Origin of the sequence: Kitasatospora sp. MY 5-36 (assembly GCF_001182915.1) — a bacterium.
Classification (GTDB): Bacteria; Actinomycetota; Actinomycetes; order Streptomycetales; family Streptomycetaceae; genus Kitasatospora.
In genome coordinates, this window is record NZ_LFVW01000223.1 from 1 (window position 1) to 16,885 (window position 16,885).

The following is a 16,885-nucleotide window of genomic DNA, read 5'->3' on the forward strand; positions in this document are numbered from 1 at the left end:
GGCCTCGGGGTCCGCCCCGAAGTCGCTGCGGCGGCGGACCTCCTCCAGCGGCCAGTCGGCCCCGGCCAGGGCCGCCGACGCGCGGGCGCCGCGCAGCGCGGACTCGGAGGTGACCTCGGCCGCGCGGCGGCGCATCACCCGGTGGCCGTAGAGCCGGTCGACGGCCTTGCGCACCTCGGCGACCGCGTCGGGCACCCCGGGGAGCTGGGCCAGCGGGGCGAGGGGATCAGTTCCAGTGCTCACCTACCCGAGAGTAATGAACGGGCCGCCCCTCCCGGAACAGCAACCCCGCATCACCCGTTAGAGGCAATCCTCACTTCCCGCCCCCGGCGACACCCAAACCCCGGCTAGCATGGCCACTATCGGAGACGATAACGATTTCCAACTAGGGAGCGCGTCGCGCGGCCCCTGGGCGGACGGCCCGCAGCGAGGGCCCTGAGCGAGAGCCGGAGTCCCCAGATGAAGATCGCCTTCGTCGGCAAGGGCGGCAGCGGGAAGACCACGCTGTCCGCGCTGTTCATCCGCCACCTGGCAGCCCTGGGCCGGCCGGTCGTCGCCGTGGACGCCGACATCAACCAGCACCTGGGCCCCGCGCTGGGCCTGACGGACGATCAGGCCGCAGCCCTGCCCTCACTGGGCGGGCACCTGCCGGAGATCAAGGAGTACCTGCGCGGCAGCAACCCGCTCATCCGCTCCTCCGACGAGATGATCAAAACCACGCCGCCCGGCCGCGGTTCGCGACTGCTGCGGATCGTCGAAGAGAACCCGGTCTACGCCGCCTGCGCCCGCCCGATCGCGCTGGACGAGGGCTCGGTCCGGCTGCTGGCGACCGGCGCGTTCACCGAGGAGGACCTCGGGGTGGCCTGCTACCACTCCAAGGTCGGCGCGGTGGAGCTGCTGCTCAACCACCTGCTGGACGGCCCGGGCGAGTACCTGGTGACCGACATGACCGCGGGCTCGGACTCCTTCGCCTCCGGCCTGTTCACCCGCTTCGACCTGACCTTCCTGGTCGCCGAACCGACCCGCAAGGGCGTCTCCGTCTACCGCCAGTACAAGGACTACGCCCGCGACTTCGGCGTGCGGCTGCGGGTGGTCGGCAACAAGGTGCAGGGGCCGGACGACCTGGCCTTCCTGCGCCGCGAGGTCGGCGACGACCTGCTCACCACCTTCCGGCAGTCGGACTGGGTGCGCCGCCTGGAGCAGGGCGCCGAACCGCCGCTGAAGTCCCTGGAGACGGCCGACCGGGCCGTGCTGGAGGAGCTGCGGATCGAGGCCGACGCGGCGTACGGGCGGCGGGACGCGCGCCGCTACACCGAGCAGGCGGTGCTCTTCCACCGCCGCAACGCGGAGAGTTGGGCCAACTCCAAGGTCGGCATCGACCTCGCGACCCAGGTGGACGAGGACTTCGTCCTGGGCGGGTTCGCGGACGGCGACACGCGCACCGCCCCGGCGGGCGCCCGCGCCTGACCCCCACCACCGCCGCCGAACGGGCCGCGACCTCCCCCGCTCCGGGAGGTCGCGGCCCGTTCGCCGCGCCCGGCCCCGGAGCCGACCCCGGCGGACGGGAGCCACGACCGCTGCGACCAGCAGATTCCCGACCGTTAGGCCACCACCCATTGGGGTGAATCAGGGGGTTTTCCGCTTCCCTCCCGGAACCACGCTGTGCAAAGCTTTCATTACCCTCGGTTTACCGAGTCTTGATGGTTCGCCCGGTGGCCCCCGGTGAGACGTCCCGCACCTCGCCCGAAGCCCTGGCGGGCCTGATGGTCAACGCCGGCCGGTGACACCCGCACTCCCCCGCCGCGCCCACGCCATCCCGCCACACCGTCGCGCCCACGACAGCCGATCCGCCCCGGAGCCCCACCCCGGATTCACCGCCGGACCTGACTGCGTTCGCTCCCCCGGACAGACGGGAAGACAATGACCCTCGACATCTCCAGTGCCCCCATCGCCTCCGACACCACCGACCACGCGCCGCCGGGCGCGGGCCCCCGCATCCGGTGGGCCCAGGACCTCTCCGCGTCCCTCGTGGTCTTTCTGATCGCCGTGCCGTTCTCCCTCGGCATCGCGCTCGCCACCGGCGCCCCGCTCACCGCCGGCCTGGCCGCCGCGGCCGTGGGCGGCATCGTGGTCGGGCTGTTCGGCGGCACACCGCTCCAGGTCAGTGGCCCCTCGGCGGCGCTGACGGTGATCACCGCCGGACTGATCGCCCAGTACGGCTGGCGGGCCACCTGCGCCATCACCGTCGCCGCCGGCCTGCTCCAACTCCTGCTCGGCGCACGCCGGGTGGCCCGGACCGCGCTCGCCGTCTCGCCCGCGATCGTGCACGGCATGCTGGCGGGGGTCGGGATCACCATCGCCATCGCGCAGTTGCACGTCGTCCTCGGCGGCTCGCCGCAGAGCTCCGCGATCGCCGACATCCTGGCCCTTCCCGGCCAGTTGGCCGGCCCGCACCCACCCGCACTGCTGGCCGGCGCGGTGACCGTGGCCGTCCTGGTCGGCTGGCCCCGGCTCGGCCGACTGCCCGGCCGAGCGGGCGAGTTCGGCGCCCGGCTGGCCAGGGTCCCCGGCCCGCTGGCCGGGGTCGCACTGGCCACCGCCCTCGTGTTCGCCCTGGACCTGCGGCTCGCCCACATCGAGCTGCCCGCCTGGCGGCCGCAGGCGCTCCTGCCCGCGCTGCCGCACGGCCCGGTCCTCGGGCTGCTCGCCGCCGTCCTCACCGTCACCGCCGTGGCCAGCGTGGAGTCGCTGCTGTCCGCCGTCGCGACCGACCGGATGTCCCGCCGCACCGGCGACCTCGACCGCGAACTGCGTGGGCAGGGCCTCGCCAACCTGGTGAGCGGACTGGTCGGCGGGCTGCCGGTCGCCGGGGGCGCGGTGCGCAGCACCGCCAACGTGCGGGCCGGTGGCCAGACCAGGTGGGCCTCGGTGCTGCACGGCGTCTGGGTGCTGGCCGCCGCGCTGGCGCTGACCGGCGGACTGCGCCGGATCCCCCTGGCCGCGCTCGCCGCGCTGGTGCTGGTGGTCGGGCTGCAGATGGTGAGCTTCGCGCACATCCGCAAGGTGCACCGGCACCGCGAGTTCCCGGTCTACCTGATCACCGTGCTCGGTGTGGTGGCCGCCGGCGTGCTGTGGGGCGTCGCGATCGGCGCCGGCACCGCCGTCCTGCTCGCCCTCTACCGGCTGACCCGCGCCCACGTGGACGTGGAGACCGGCCCCGGGGGCGCGGTCACCGTCCGGACGCACGGCCCGCTCACCTTCACCACCGTGCCCCGGCTCGGTCGGGCACTGGCCGGCATCCCGGCCGGGGCCGAGGTCACCGTGGTCCACGACGGCTCCTTCCTGGACCACGCCGCGTACGAGACGCTGCACACCTGGCGGGCCGGGCACCAGGAGGCGGGCGGCCTGGTCTCGATGGTGACGCGCCGCCAGGACGACGAGGTGCTCGACCCGGACGGCACCGTGCGTGCGGGCAGTTCACCGGGCCCGCACCGCTGCCGGGCCTGGACGCCCTGGGTCGGCCACCACTGCATCGAGCAGCAGGAAGACCCGCACGGCCGACTGCTGGACGGCGTCCGGGTGTTCCAGCTGCACACCGCCCCGCTGGTCCGGCCGGAACTCGCCCGGCTGGCGCGCGAGGGGCAGACGCCCTCCCAGCTCTTCCTGACCTGCGCGGACTCCCGGATGGTCACCAGCATGATCACCAACAGCGGTCCGGGGGACCTGTTCACCGTGCGGAACGTGGGCAACCTGGTGCCGGCCCCGCACGAACCCGGCGCGGCGGACGACTCGGTGGCCGCCGCGGTGCAGTACGCGGTCGAGGTGCTGGAGGTTCGCTCGATCACGGTCTGCGGCCACTCCGGCTGCGGCGCGATGCAGGCCCTGCTGGACGGCGTGCACGAGCGCCCCGGACCGCCCACCCCGCTGACCCGCTGGCTGCGCAACGGCCGCGGCTCGCTGGACCGGCTCCGACGGGTCCCGGCGGAGTTCGCCGCCCGGCCCGCGGTGGACGTCGTGGAGCGGCTCTGCATCACCAACGTGGTCCAGCAGCTGGACCAGTTGCTGGCCAACCCGGCGGTGGAGCGCCGGGTCGAGGAGGGCACCCTGCGGCTGGTCGGGATGTACTTCGACCTCGCGACGGCCCAGGCCTACGTCCTCGACCGGGCCGCCGGGACGTTCAGCCCGGTCGAGGCCCGCACCGGGAAGGACGCGAACGGAATCGAACACCACACCGAGGCCCCCATCGGAACCGGCCCCGATGTCCGGCCGAACGCAGCATCGGCCGAACGGGTGAAGGAGGATGATCGGGTTCCGGTCGAGGGCGGCGAGGAGGGCCCCCGGCTGGCCGCCTGAGAGCCGGGTCCGTGTCCCCGCCGGGCGGGCCGGGGCACGGGCCCACCCACCCCCGAACGGTCGTCCGGTCCTCCGCGGCGGACCGGACGCGAGGCCGGCCGGTCGCCGGTCGGCCGCCGCCCGCCCGTCGGTCAAAGGTCTACACCAATTCACAGGAGCCTCTTGTCAACTGCCCCGTTCGCCTGGTGAGCTGTGCGCTGGGACACACGGGACAATCCCCACGCACGGGATCGCCCCCGATCATGACTCGATGAGGAGTGCGCGTTGAGCAACGAGAGCCTGGCCAACCTGCTCAAGGAGGAGCGGCGCTTCGCCCCTCCGGCAGAGCTCGCCGCCGCCGCCAACGTCACCGTGGCCGCGTACGCGCAGGCCTCCGAGGACCGTCTGGGCTTCTGGGCCGAGCAGGCCCGTCGCCTCACCTGGGCCGTCGAGCCGACCGAGACCCTCGACTGGTCCAACCCTCCCTTCGCCAAGTGGTTCGCCGACGGCAAGCTCAATGTCGCGTACAACTGCGTCGACCGCCACGTGGAGAACGGCCTGGGCGACCGGGTCGCCATCCACTTCGAGGGCGAGCCCGGCGACGGCCGTTCGATCACGTACGCCCAGCTCAAGGACGAGGTCTCGCAGGCCGCGAACGCGCTGCTGGAGCTCGGCGTCCGCAAGGGCGACCGGGTCGCCGTCTACCTGCCGATGATCGCCGAGGCGGTCGTCGCGATGCTCGCCTGTGCCCGGATCGGCGCCACCCACTCGGTGGTCTTCGGCGGCTTCTCCTCCGACGCCGTCGCCTCCCGCATCCAGGACGCCGAGGCCAAGCTCGTCATCACCGCCGACGGCGGCTACCGGCGCGGCAAGCCCTCCGCCCTCAAGCCGGCCATCGACGAGGCGCTCACCAAGGTCGACGGCGTCGAGCACGTCCTGGTGGTCCGCCGCACCGGGCAGGACATCCCGTGGACCGAGGGCCGCGACGTCTGGTGGCACGAGATCACCGCGCGCCAGTCCACCGAGCACACCCCCGAGGCGCACGACGCCGAGCACCCGCTGTTCATCCTCTACACCTCGGGCACCACCGGTAAGCCCAAGGGCATCCTGCACACCTCGGGCGGCTACCTCACCCAGGCCAGCTACACCCACCACGCGGTCTTCGACCTCAAGCCGGAGACCGACGTCTACTGGTGCACCGCCGACATCGGCTGGGTCACCGGCCACTCGTACATCGTCTACGGGCCGCTCTCCAACGGCGCCACCCAGGTCATCTACGAGGGCACCCCGGACACCCCGCACCAGGGCCGGTTCTGGGAGATCGTCCAGAAGTACGGCGTGACCATCCTCTACACCGCGCCGACCGCGATCCGCACCTTCATGAAGTGGGGCGACGACATCCCCGCGAAGTTCGACCTGTCCTCGCTGCGGGTGCTGGGCAGCGTCGGCGAGCCGATCAACCCCGAGGCCTGGATCTGGTACCGGGAGCACATCGGCGGCGGCACGTGTCCGATCGTGGACACCTGGTGGCAGACCGAGACGGGCGCCATCATGATCAGCCCGCTGCCAGGCGTCACCGAGACCAAGCCGGGCTCGGCCCAGCGCGCCCTGCCGGGCATCGCGGCCACCGTGGTGGACGACAACGCCGCCGAGGTGCCGAACGGCTCCGGCGGCTACCTGGTGCTCACCGAGCCGTGGCCGTCCATGCTGCGCACCATCTGGGGCGACGACCAGCGCTACATCGACACCTACTGGTCGCGCTTCGAGGGCCGCTACTTCGCCGGTGACGGCGCCAAGAAGGACGAGGACGGGGACATCTGGCTGCTCGGCCGGGTGGACGACGTCATGCTCGTCTCGGGCCACAACATCTCGACCACCGAGGTCGAGTCGGCCCTGGTCGGCCACCCGTCCGTGGCCGAGTCCGCCGTGGTCGGCGCGACCGACGCCACCACCGGCCAGGCCATCGTCGCCTTCGTGATCCTGCGCGGCGGTGCCACCGAGAGCCCCGAGCTGGTCGAGGAGCTGCGGGCCCACGTCGGCCGCACGCTCGGCCCGATCGCCAAGCCGAAGCAGATCAAGGTGGTCGGCGAGCTGCCGAAGACCCGCTCCGGCAAGATCATGCGCCGCCTGCTGCGCGACATCGCCGAGGGCCGCGAGGTCGGTGACACCACCACCCTGGCGGACAGCACGGTGATGAGCCAGATCCAGGCCCAGCTGCCGTCCTCGGACAACGGCAACGGCAACGGCTGAGCCCACCGGGCCGGCGGCCGCTGACCCTCCGGGTCCGCGACGGCTGACCCACTGAGACAACGGCTGTGCCCCGGACGGTGATCACCGTCCGGGGCACAGCCGTTTCGCCATCCGTTTCGTCAGCCGTACGACAACCGTCTCGTCGGCCGTCTCGCCGGTCGTTCCGCCGGTCGTTCCGTCAACCGCCGCTTCCGCACCCGTTCGGGTACAGAGCGGCCGTTCGGGTGCCGGGTCGCTGCTCCTCCGGAGTGCAGAACCGGCTCGTAGGGCTTAAGTCCTTGGATAGGACAATCCGGATGTCACCCAAACGTCCCGCTAGACTATTAAGGACGCATCAAGATCCCTGACGGGAGTCGCGGGCGTCACAGGGCGCGCCGGGAAGTCTGGTCGGCAACTGCACCACCCGTGCATCCGTTGCCGCTCCCAGCCCCAGGAGGTCCCCGTGACCGACCAGCCGCCCGTCCATGAGCCGACGAACCGCCGCCGGCAGTTCCTCGGCCGGCTGTCACTGCCCGAGCGCACCTTCATCACCGACGCCCTGCGCACCGAGACGGTCGGCGGCATGCTGCTGCTGGGCGCCGCCGTCATCGCGCTGATCTGGGCCAACGTCTGGCCGCAGGCCTACCAGAGCGTGCTCGACTACACCGTCGGCCCCTCCGCCCCGCTCCACCTCGACCTCTCCCTGGCCACCTGGGCCAAGGACGGCCTGCTGACGATCTTCTTCTTCGTCGCCGGGATCGAGCTCAAGCGCGAGTTCGTCGCGGGTGAGCTGCGCACGCCCAGTGCCGCGCTGCTGCCCGTGGTCGCCGCCGTCTGCGGGGTGGCGCTGCCCGCGATCCTCTTCGCCCTGGTGAACTCCGGCCCCGGCGGGCACCCCGGCGGCTGGGCGATCCCGACCGCCACCGACATCGCCTTCGCGCTCGGCGTGCTGGCCGTGGTCGGCAGCCACCTGCCGTCCGCGCTGCGCGCCTTCCTGCTCACCCTGGCGGTCGTCGACGACCTGATCGCGATCCTGATCATCGCGATCTTCTACAGCCACGGCATCAAGTTCTGGGCGCTCGGCCTCGCCTTCGCCGGGCTGGTGCTGTTCTGGTTCCTGCACCGGCGCGGTGTCCACGGCTGGTACCTCTTCGTGCCGCTGGCCGTCGTGAACTGGGCGCTGATGCACGAGAGCGGCATCCACGCCACGGTGGCGGGCGTCGCGATGGGCCTGATGCTCCGCTGCCACCGGGAGGGCGACGAGCAGCACTCCCCCGGCGAGCACATCGAGCACCTGGTCCGCCCGTTCTCGGCCGGCCTGGCCGTCCCGGTGTTCGCCCTGTTCTCGGCCGGCGTGGCCGTCTCCGGTCCGAAGCTGCGCGAGGTGTTCACCCAGGCCGCACCGCTCGGCATCGTGATCGGCCTGCTGGTCGGCAAGTCGGTGGGCGTGCTGGGCGGCGCCTGGCTGACCGCCCGGTTCACCAGGGCCGAGCTGAACCCGCGGCTCAAGTGGGCCGACATGGTCGCGGTCTCGGTGCTCGCGGGCATAGGTTTCACCGTCTCGCTGCTGATCAGCGAGCTGGCCTTCCCGGACGACCCGGCGCTCGCCGCCCGGGCCAAGACGGCCGTGCTGGTCGGCTCGGTGCTCGCCGCGGCGGTCGCCACGGTCCTGCTGAAGCTGCGCAACCGGCACTACCGCGAGCTGTGCGAGGAGGAGGACCGGGACCTGGACGGGGACGGTGTCCCGGACGTCTACCAGGAGGACGACCCGGCCTGGCGGGCACGGGTCGGCGAGGCGGCCCGCCCGACGACCGACGAGGGGCAGGACCCCGCCCCCGACCCCCGGGACCGGCCCGGCCAGCCCGGCTGAGGCACCTGGGAGCCCCCTGGAGAACCCCTCCGGAAAAGCGCCCCGCAAACCCCTCCGGGAGGCCTCCGGAGCGCCCCGGCCGCCGGGACACGTCCCTCCGGCGGGGCCCCGGAGTGGTGTCCGACTGACCGGTAGGGGCATGATTCTGAGCTGTCGACAACCCACAGACGCCTCCGGACCCCCCACCGGCCCCCGGAACCGCACACCCGCGGCGGCGTCACGCCGTACAGCCGCAGAGGAGAACCGCTGATGCCCGCAGGAGCCGCAGACCCGTCCAGCAACGGCCGGGCGCCCTACGAGGGCGAGCGTTCGGTGGGGCAGCTGTTCGCGGCGGCCACCGCCGACCTGTCCGCGCTGGTCCACGACGAGATCGCGCTCGCCAAGTCCGAGATCCGGGCGGACGTCAAGCGCGGCGTCTCGGGCGGCGTCTCGCTGATCGTCGCCGGCGTGGTGGCGCTGTTCTCCATCCCGATGCTGAGCGCCGCGGCGGCCTTCGGCATCCACGCGCTGGGCCTGTCGCTGGGCTGGTCCTTCCTGATCGTGGCGGGCGCCTACCTGCTGCTCGCGGTGCTGCTCGGGATGCTGGCCTGGCGCTCGTTCAAGAAGATCGAGAAGCCGGTGCGCACCATCGAGGGCGCCCAGAAGACCGCCGACGTGCTGAAGAACGCCCGGCCGCGCCCGGCCACCCAGGAGGAGATCGACCGGGCCTTCGGCCGCATCCCGTAAACCGGCGTCCCACAACCGGCGCCCGGCAACCGGCGCCCCATAACCGGCGTACCGTCACCGACCCGGCGCCGCCGGGGCTGCGGCAGGAGGACGCCAGGGCAGCAGCAGGGCAACGGCAGGGGGCGGACGGCGCCGCGTCGACGGGCGCCGGACCGGCCGACAACGAGTGCCGGGCACGTGTCCGACGCGCGGATGTGACACGCTCTCGGTATGCCGCTTGACCAGACGCCCGTGCCCGCGCAGCCGTCCGCCGACTCCGGCCCCGACTCCGGTCCTGACTCCGGCGCCGGGCTCACTCCCGAAGGCCCCGAAGGCCCCGGCGGCCCCGGCGCCGCCTCCGAGGACACCGGCCCCGAGGACAACAGTCCGCTCTCCGCCGGGACCTCGGCGGAGAGCGGCGAGGCCTGGAACGTCCGGCAGCCCGGCCCGTGGACGCACCGCGACCTCGCGGCCAACGGCGCCCGCTTCCACATCGCCGAGCTGGGCTCCGGCCCGCTGGTGCTGCTGGTGCACGGCTGGCCCGAGTACTGGTGGGCCTGGCGCCACCAGCTGACCGCGCTCGCCGAGGCCGGCTACCGGGCGGTGGCGCTCGACCTGCGCGGCATAGGCGGCAGCGACCGCACCCCGCGGGGGTACGACCCGGGCAACCTCGCCCTGGACATCACCGGGGTGATCCGCTCGCTCGGCGAGCGCCGGGCGCACCTGGTCGGGCACGCCTCCGGCGGCACCCTGGCCTGGGTGGCGGCGGTGATGCGGCCGTCCGTCATCCAGAGCCTCACCGTGGTCTCCGCCGCGCACCCGCGGGACCTGCGCCGCGCGCTGCTGACCGACCGCCGGCAGTTCGCCGCCTTCGACCACGTGCTGGGCTTCCAGCGGCCGTGGATACCGGAACGCCGCCTGGTGGCCGACGACGCCGAGCTGGTCGGCCGCTACCTGACCTCCTGGACCGGTCCGAACGGCCTGGACGAGGCCGCGCTGCACGCGTACCGGCAGGCGATCCAGATCCCCAGCACCGCCCACTGCTCGATCGAGCCGTACCGCTGGCTGCTGCGCTCGATGGCCCGGCCGGACGGCATCCAGTTCGCCCGGCGGATGAAGAAGCCGATCACCGCGCCGACCCTGCACGTCCAGGGCGCCGCGGACCCGGTGCTGCTGTCGCACACCGCGCTCGGCGGCGGCGAGTACGTCGCGGCGCCGTACCGCTGGCGGCTGCTGCCGGGGGTCGGGCACTTCCCGCACGAGGAGGCGCCGGAGGAGTTCACCGCCGAGCTGCTGGACTGGATCGGCCGCCACAAGGAGTGACCCGGTACGGTCCCGCCCGGTGCGGCCGCACGAACCGGGGGCACGGCCGTACGGAACGGGGGCACGGCCGTACCGGGCGGGGACGCGGCCGTACGTGCGGTCCACGGGACGGGCCCGCGGCCCCAACTCCCCTATCTTTACGCTCATATGACAACCGCATAGGCCAATTTCGGCGAGGCCCGGGCGGTTACCTCCACCGGCCCAGGGGCATCCCTTCCGGTATGAGTTGGATGCCCGAAAGCGGCGGCGCCCCGCGCGGCCGACGTCACAACAGCCCCCAGCGCTCCGCCCACCGGCCCGACCGGGCGGACGACCTCGGTTTCGACGGCCCCGACGGCCGTCAGCGCACGGAGCGGCGGCAGCTCGGCATCCCCCGCATCCTCGGCCGGCGCGCCCGCTGGGTGGGCGCACGACTGCGGCGCGAGACCTGAGGCCTCGCGCCGCGTCCACCATCGGCCGGTGCGCCGGGCGCCGGAAGCGCCCGGCGGGCCCGACAGGCCCGTTCAGTTCACCGTCGTCACAGACACCGTCGCCTCAGTTCACGATCGTCGGCGACAGCGCGGTGAACCAGAGCAGGACGAAGGTCGCCACCGACATGATCGGCACCAGCACCTTGGTCTCGACGCTGTTGCCGCTGCGCTTGATCAGCACGACCTCGTAGCGCTCCTTGTGCGGCCAGAGCAGCGGCGCGCCCTTCTTGGTCAGGCAGTCGCCGAGCAGGTGCGCCAGCGTGCCCAGGGCCACCGCGTACGGCAGCCAGCCGGGCGAGTTGGGCATCCAGGTGTTCATCCCGAAGGTGCCGAGCGCGGCCAGGCCGATGACGGTGATCCACGCCTCCGGGCCGTCGCCCGGCGGGCAGAGCCGCAGCGCCCGGATGGCGAGCGCCAGCAGGAAGAAGGTCAGCCCGAGGGTGAAGTAGCGGCCCAGGTACGTGACCCCGGCCCAGGTGCCGGCGCCCATCAGCGCGACGAACAGCAGCGAGTGGGTGGCGTGCCGGTGGCCGCCGGAGATCCAGGCCACGAACCGGCAGAGCATCTTGGAGACCGGACCGAGGAAGTTGGCGATCGAGCCGTCGTGGTGGTCGAGGTCCGGCAGCAGAGCCGCGCCCGCGCACAGCACCGTGCCCATCAGTATGTCCGCGGGCTGCAGGGTGGTGTGCAGCAGCAGCGGGGGCAGGAAGGGGGCCGAGGCCGCGTACAGCATCGCCCCGCTCACCGCGTGCGAGTGACCCATCATCGGACTGCCACGACCTCCTGTCGGGCCCACCCCGGGACGGCACCCGGTTGAGCCGAACGGGTGAGCGCGGCCGAGGCTACCAGTGCCGTCTGACGGAGCGACGGATATCGGCCGCTCCGGCCCGGCGCGACTCCCCGGGCTCCGGCCCCCCGGTCAGAGCGCGCAGCCCTGGGTGTCCACCCGGGCGGTCGCGGCGCCGCCCTGCACGGCGTCCTCGCGCACCTCGGCCGCGGTCAGCACGTAGCCGGTGTCCGCGCTGTCCAGGGACTTGGCGAAGACCACGCCGTACACCTCGCCGTCCGGGGTGAGCAGCGGTCCGCCGCTGTTGCCCTGCCGGACCAGCGAACGCACCGAGTAGACGTCGCGGACCACCTGGCCGCGGTGGTAGATGTCCGGGCCGTTGGCCTGGATCCGGCCGCGGATGCGGGCCGGCTGGACGTTGAAGGCGCCGTTCTCCGGGAAGCCGGCCACGATCGCGCTGTCGTTGGTCCTGGCCTCGCCCGCGAAGGCCAGCGGGGGCGCGTTCAGCTTGGGCACGTCCAGGACGGCGATGTCGCGCTGCCAGTCGTAGCGGACCACCGTCGCGTCGTACAGCTGACCGACGCCGCCGATCTGCACGGTCGGCTCGTTGACCCCGCCGACCACGTGGGCGTTGGTCATCACCCGGTGCGGGGCGAAGACGAAGCCGCTGCCCTCCAGGGTCTTGCCGCAGGAGGTCGCCGTGCCGACCACCTTGACCAGGCTCTGCCGGGCCCGCGCCACCGCCGGGCTGCCGGCCAGCGCGGGGTCGGGGCTGTCGACCTGGGTGATCGGCTCGTGCTCGAAGGGGTTGAAGACCTGCGGGAAGCCGTTGCGGGCGAGCACCTTGGAGAAGTCCGAGAACCAGTTCGGCGCGTCGTCGGGCAGCGCGTTCTGCACCCCGCCGAGGACCGCCGAGGACCGGACCTGCTTGGAGACCGTCGGGAGCGACGCCCCGGCCAGCGCCGAACCGATCAGCCAGGCCACCAGCAGCATCGAGACGACGTTCACCACCGCGCCGCCGCTCGCGTCCAGCACCCGGGCCGGGCGGCGGCCGATGTGCCCGCGCAGCTTCCAGCCGAAGTGCGCGGTGACCGCCTGGCCGATCGCGGCGAGGACGATCACCACCACCACGGCCACCACCGAGGCCGTCGTGCCGGGGCCGATGTGGTCGAGCAGCAGCAGCGGCAGCAGCTCGACGGCGAGCAGGCCGCCGCCGAGGAAGCCGACCAGTGAGAGCACGCCGACCACGAAGCCCTGCCGGTAGCCCGACACGGCGAATGCCACGGCCGCGGCGATCAGCAGCACATCCAGGACGTTCACTCGGACACCCTCCCACGGCCCGCGCGCCGGACGCGCCGGCGGCCCGTCACGAAGCGTCGGCGTCGCCGCCCGGCAGCACCCGGGAGTGTTCGAGGTCGCCCTGGACCAGGGCCAGCGCCTCGTCCGACAGGTCGACGACCTTGGACGGGTCCCAGGGCAGCTCCAGGCCGCTGTGGTGCAGCACCCGGTCGATCACCCCGGCGGTGAAGCCCCAGACCAGCCGCCCGGCGACCGCGAAGGCGGGCCCGACGTGCCCGGACGGATGGCGCAGCCGCACCCGGTTCTCCGGGTCCGCCAGCTCCGCGACGGTGACCCGGAACACCGCGCCGGTCTCCGCCGCGTCCACCGGGCGTACCGGCGACTCCTCGCGCCACCAGCCGAGCACCGGGGTCACCACGAAGCTGCTCACCGGGATGTACAGCCGGGGCAGCTCCGCGAACACCTGCACCCCGGCCGGGTCCAGGCCGGTCTCCTCCCAGGCCTCGCGCAGCGCCGCCGCGATCGGGCCCGGGCCGTTCGGGTCGCCGTCCTCCGGATCCAGCGCGCCGCCCGGGAAGGACGGCTGCCCGGCGTGCGAGCGCAGCGAGCGGGCCCGCTCGATCAGCAGCAGGTCCGGGCCCTGCGGCCCCTCGCCGAACAGCATCAGCACGGCCGCCGGACGGCCGCCCTCGGCTGGCGGCAGGAACCGGCTCAGCTGCTCCGGCATCACCCGCTCGGCCGCCTCCCGGACCGGCTCCAGCCAGGCCGGCAGCCCGTCCAGCTCGATGCCCCGCGCGACTCCCCCGGCCTCCGGCCCGGGGTGCCCGCACCGCCCGCTCACGCGTCCACCGCCAGGTCCGCGACCTGTCCGTGGTGGACGGCGGCGTCCGCACGGGCGGCCGCCTCCCCGGGGAAGTCGGCCGGCGGCCGCAGCCGCTGCCCGGGCTGGCCGCCCATCTCGTACTTCAACAGCTTGCGTGCCTTCTCCGGGTCGGTCTCCCCCTCGCCGTACGAGGGGCAGAGCGGCGCGATCGGGCAGGCGCCGCAGGCGGGCTTCTGGGAGTGGCAGATCCGGCGGCCGTGGAAGACCACCCGGTGCGAGAGCATCGTCCACTCCGACTTCGGGAAGATCTCGGCGACGGCCGCCTCGACCTTCACCGGGTCGTCCTCGGTGGTCCAGGCGAACCGGCGGGCCAGCCGCCCGAAGTGGGTGTCCACGGTGATGCCGGGGACCCCGAAGGCGTTGCCGAGGACGACGTTGGCGGTCTTGCGGCCGACGCCGGGCAGGGTCACCAGGTCGGCCAGCCGACCGGGGACCTCGCCGCCGAACTCGTCGCGCAGCGCTATCGACAGGCCGATGAGCGACTTCGCCTTGTTCCGGAAGAATCCGGTCGGGCGGATGACCTCCTCCAGCTCCTCCGGGTTCGCCGCCGCCATGTCCTCCGGCGTCGGGTACTTCGCGAACAGCGCCGGGGTGGTCTGGTTCACCCGGAGGTCGGTGGTCTGCGCCGACAGCACGGTGGCCACCAGCAGTTGGAAGGGGTTCTCGAAGTCCAGCTCCGGGTGCGCGTACGGGTACAGCTCCGCCAGCTCGCGGTTGATCCGCCGGGCCCGCCGCACCATCGCCAGGTGCGATTCCGGCTTCCTCGGCTTCACCGCCGCCGTCTTCACCGCCGCCGTCCCCGCCACCGGCTTCTTCGCCGCGGCCTTCCGGACCTTGCTCTCTGCCATGCACGAAGGCTACGCCGACCGGAGGACCGCTCGGGGCCGATCAAGCACGGAAACCCGCCCTGGCAAGGCCTGTTGTCTAATGAACTCCGCCCGTGGCCGTCACCTGACAGGGGGAGTGTGCGGATGATCAGGGTCCTGCTGGCAGAGGACATGAGCATGGTGCGCGGCGCGCTGATGGCCCTCCTCGCGTACGAGGAGGACCTGGAGGTCGTCGCCGACGTGGAGCGCGGGGACCAGGTGGTGCCGACCGCCCTGGAGGTGCGCCCGGACGTCGCGGTGCTCGACATCGACCTGCCCGGACTGGACGGGCTGCGGGCGGCCGCCGAACTGCACGAGAAGCTCCCCGGCTGCCGGACGCTGGTCCTCACCGGACTGGTGCGACCCGCCCACCTGCGCGCCGCGCTCTCCGCCCGTGCGCTCGGGTTCCTCGGGAAGGACGCCCCGGCCCGGGAGCTGGCCGCGGCGATCCGCAAGGTGGCCGCCGGTGAGCGCGTCGTCGACCCGGAGCTGGCGCTGGCCGCCCTGGACACCCGGGAGAACCCGCTGACGCCCCGGGAGTCGGAGGTCCTGCGGCTCGCGGCGCGGGGGGACTCCGTCAGCGAGATCGCCGCCCGGCTGTTCGTCTCGACGGGCACCGCGCGCAACCACCTGGCCGCCGCGGTGGCCAAGACCGGGGGCCGCGGCCGGGTCGACGCGATCCGGATCGCCGAGGAGATGGGCTGGCTGCCGACGGTGGGTCCGGATCGTTCCCGGTGATCCGCCGACCCGGAGGCGTCGGGTCACTGGATCCACGGATCCACGGGGCGACGGGTCGACGGACCGTGCGTTTCCCATGGATCCGACCGTGGACGGCCCACGACGCGGCTCACCGAGGCCTTCCTTCGTCAACGAAGGGAATTCCGTCCGAAGCACCCGGAGCTAGGCTCGCGATGTCATCGAGGGCGTACCGGCGGGGGGCTGAGCCACGTGTTGAAGCTGGCCTGGCGGACGGTACGGGCCCGGAAGGCGGGCTTCGCCGGAGCCTTCACCGCGCTCCTCTGCGCCCTGGTCCTGACCACCGCCTGCGGGGTCCTGCTGGAGTCCGGCCTGCGCGCGGGCACGCCGACCGAACGGTACGCCGCGGCCCCCCTCGTGATCGGCCACGGCCATCGCATCCCGGACGCCGGACCGCTGACCGGCGCACTCGCCGAACTGCCCGGCGTCTCGGCCGCCCTCCCCGAGCTCTCCTTCCCGGCGGCCGTGGCCACCGCCGACGGGCGGGTCCTGTCCGGACCGCAGGGCGGCCCCTCGCTCGGGCACTCCTGGACGAGCGCCGCCCTCGCCCCGTTCCGGCTGGCCTCCGGCCGCGCCCCGGCCGGACCGGACGAGGTGGTCCTCGACACCGCGACGGCCGCCCGCGCCGGGGTCGCGCCCGGCGGCACCGTACGGCTGGCCACCACCGGGGCGCCGCGCGACTACACCGTGTCCGGACTGGCCGCGCCGCCACGGGAGTTGTCCCGCCAGAGCGCGCTCTTCTTCAGCCCCGGGCAGGCCGCCCGGCTCGCCGGGACGACGACCGGCGCGGACGCGATCGGCATCACCGTCACGGAGGGGACCGACCTGCGGGCGCTGGCCGGGCAGGCCCGGCGGGCGCTCGCCGAGGCACGGGCCCGCGACGGCGAGGCGGACTGGTCCGGGCCCCGGGTGCACACCGGCGACGAGCGCGGCGAGCTGGAGCTCACCGGCACGTCCGGGCCCGGGGACGCCCTCTCCTCGCTCGCCGGGACGATGGGCGTCCTGTCGCTGCTCGTCTCGACCTTCGTGGTGGCCGGGGCGCTCGCGCTCTCCGTCCAGCAGCGGCTGCGCGAGATGGCCCTGCTGCGGGCGGTCGGCGCCACCACCGGGCAGGTGCGGCGGATGATCGCGCTGGAGACGCTGCTGCTGACCCTCGCGGCCGCGGTCGTCGGCCTCCCGGCCGGGACCGGCCTCGCCGCACTGCTGCGGGGCGTACTGGCCGACCGCGGGGTGGTCGGCCAGGACGTGCCGCTGCACATCGGGCCGACCGCCCCACTGGTCGTCCTCGGCGGCACCGTCGTCACCGCCCAGCTGGCCGTCCGGGCCGCCGCGCGCCGGGCCTCCCGGGTCGAACCCACCCGGGCG

13 protein-coding genes and 1 pseudogene are annotated in these 16,885 nt (G+C 73.6%); 9 read left to right on the forward strand and 5 right to left on the reverse strand.

Annotated features, from left to right (window positions below; translation table 11 throughout):
* A pseudogene (locus AE652_RS16460) lies at positions 1-243 on the reverse strand (oxidoreductase); the annotation flags it as partial.
* A gap of 216 nt (positions 244-459) precedes the next feature.
* Here AE652_RS16460 and AE652_RS16465 point away from each other — a divergent pair.
* The 7 genes from AE652_RS16465 (at position 460) to AE652_RS16495 (ending at position 10,890) form a co-directional block, all read left to right on the forward strand.
* On the forward strand, positions 460-1,467 hold the full coding sequence (locus AE652_RS16465; RefSeq protein ID WP_049652142.1) for an ATP-binding protein: 1,008 nt from the start codon (positions 460-462) through the stop codon (positions 1,465-1,467).
* A 453-nt stretch (positions 1,468-1,920) separates the two neighbouring features.
* On the forward strand, positions 1,921-4,353 hold the full coding sequence (locus tag AE652_RS16470) for a SulP family inorganic anion transporter (RefSeq protein ID WP_082345766.1): 2,433 nt from the start codon (positions 1,921-1,923) through the stop codon (positions 4,351-4,353).
* Positions 4,354-4,617: 264 nt separating this feature from the next.
* Positions 4,618-6,582, forward strand: coding sequence for an acetate--CoA ligase (gene acs / locus AE652_RS16475; protein ID WP_049652143.1), 1,965 nt, complete (start codon positions 4,618-4,620; stop codon positions 6,580-6,582).
* Between the two features lie 442 nt (positions 6,583-7,024).
* On the forward strand, positions 7,025-8,431 hold the full coding sequence (gene nhaA / locus AE652_RS16480) for a Na+/H+ antiporter NhaA (RefSeq protein WP_082345767.1): 1,407 nt from the start codon (positions 7,025-7,027) through the stop codon (positions 8,429-8,431).
* Positions 8,432-8,680: 249 nt separating this feature from the next.
* On the forward strand, positions 8,681-9,157 hold the full coding sequence (locus tag AE652_RS16485; RefSeq protein WP_049652144.1) for a phage holin family protein: 477 nt from the start codon (positions 8,681-8,683) through the stop codon (positions 9,155-9,157).
* A gap of 210 nt (positions 9,158-9,367) precedes the next feature.
* Positions 9,368-10,459 (forward strand): alpha/beta fold hydrolase, encoded by a 1,092-nt coding sequence (locus AE652_RS16490; protein ID WP_049652145.1) that lies wholly within the window; start codon positions 9,368-9,370, stop codon positions 10,457-10,459.
* 221 nt (positions 10,460-10,680) lie between these two features.
* Entirely contained in the window at positions 10,681-10,890 is a 210-nt protein-coding gene (locus tag AE652_RS16495) for a hypothetical protein (protein ID WP_159028462.1), read from the forward strand.
* Positions 10,891-10,993: 103 nt separating this feature from the next.
* Here AE652_RS16495 and AE652_RS16500 read toward each other — a convergent pair whose 3' ends face one another.
* The 4 genes from AE652_RS16500 to nth form a co-directional block, all read right to left on the reverse strand.
* Positions 10,994-11,695, reverse strand: a complete 702-nt coding sequence (locus tag AE652_RS16500) for a metal-dependent hydrolase (protein WP_049652147.1) — start codon at positions 11,693-11,695, stop codon at positions 10,994-10,996.
* Between the two features lie 153 nt (positions 11,696-11,848).
* Positions 11,849-13,036: a MarP family serine protease gene (locus AE652_RS16505; RefSeq protein ID WP_049652148.1), complete on the reverse strand. Its 1,188-nt coding sequence runs from the start codon at positions 13,034-13,036 to the stop codon at positions 11,849-11,851.
* A 46-nt stretch (positions 13,037-13,082) separates the two neighbouring features.
* Complete coding sequence (locus tag AE652_RS16510; RefSeq protein WP_049652149.1) at positions 13,083-13,856, reverse strand: CoA pyrophosphatase; 774 nt, start codon at positions 13,854-13,856, stop codon at positions 13,083-13,085.
* Positions 13,853-14,746, reverse strand: coding sequence for an endonuclease III (nth, locus tag AE652_RS16515; protein WP_082345768.1), 894 nt, complete (start codon positions 14,744-14,746; stop codon positions 13,853-13,855). Before nth ends, AE652_RS16510 begins: the two co-directional genes overlap by 4 nt.
* A gap of 123 nt (positions 14,747-14,869) precedes the next feature.
* Here nth and AE652_RS16520 point away from each other — a divergent pair, with 123 nt between their 5' ends.
* Both AE652_RS16520 and AE652_RS16525 read left to right on the forward strand, forming a co-directional pair.
* Positions 14,870-15,502, forward strand: coding sequence for a DNA-binding response regulator (locus AE652_RS16520; RefSeq protein ID WP_049652150.1), 633 nt, complete (start codon positions 14,870-14,872; stop codon positions 15,500-15,502).
* Positions 15,503-15,712: 210 nt separating this feature from the next.
* A partial coding sequence (locus AE652_RS16525) for an ABC transporter permease (protein ID WP_159028463.1) occupies positions 15,713-16,885 on the forward strand: 1,173 nt, incomplete at its 3' end.

Coding starts and splice junctions, on each gene's coding strand:
- AE652_RS16500 (WP_049652147.1), bottom strand. CDS start 11,695: ATGATGGGTCACTCGCACGCGGTGAGCGGGGCGATGCTGTACGCGGCC.
- AE652_RS16485 (WP_049652144.1), top strand. CDS start 8,681: ATGCCCGCAGGAGCCGCAGACCCGTCCAGCAACGGCCGGGCGCCCTAC.
- AE652_RS16470 (WP_082345766.1), top strand. CDS start 1,921: ATGACCCTCGACATCTCCAGTGCCCCCATCGCCTCCGACACCACCGAC.
- nth (WP_082345768.1), bottom strand. CDS start 14,746: ATGGCAGAGAGCAAGGTCCGGAAGGCCGCGGCGAAGAAGCCGGTGGCG.
- AE652_RS16520 (WP_049652150.1), top strand. CDS start 14,870: ATGATCAGGGTCCTGCTGGCAGAGGACATGAGCATGGTGCGCGGCGCG.
- AE652_RS16465 (WP_049652142.1), top strand. CDS start 460: ATGAAGATCGCCTTCGTCGGCAAGGGCGGCAGCGGGAAGACCACGCTG.
- AE652_RS16490 (WP_049652145.1), top strand. CDS start 9,368: ATGCCGCTTGACCAGACGCCCGTGCCCGCGCAGCCGTCCGCCGACTCC.
- AE652_RS16495 (WP_159028462.1), top strand. CDS start 10,681: ATGAGTTGGATGCCCGAAAGCGGCGGCGCCCCGCGCGGCCGACGTCAC.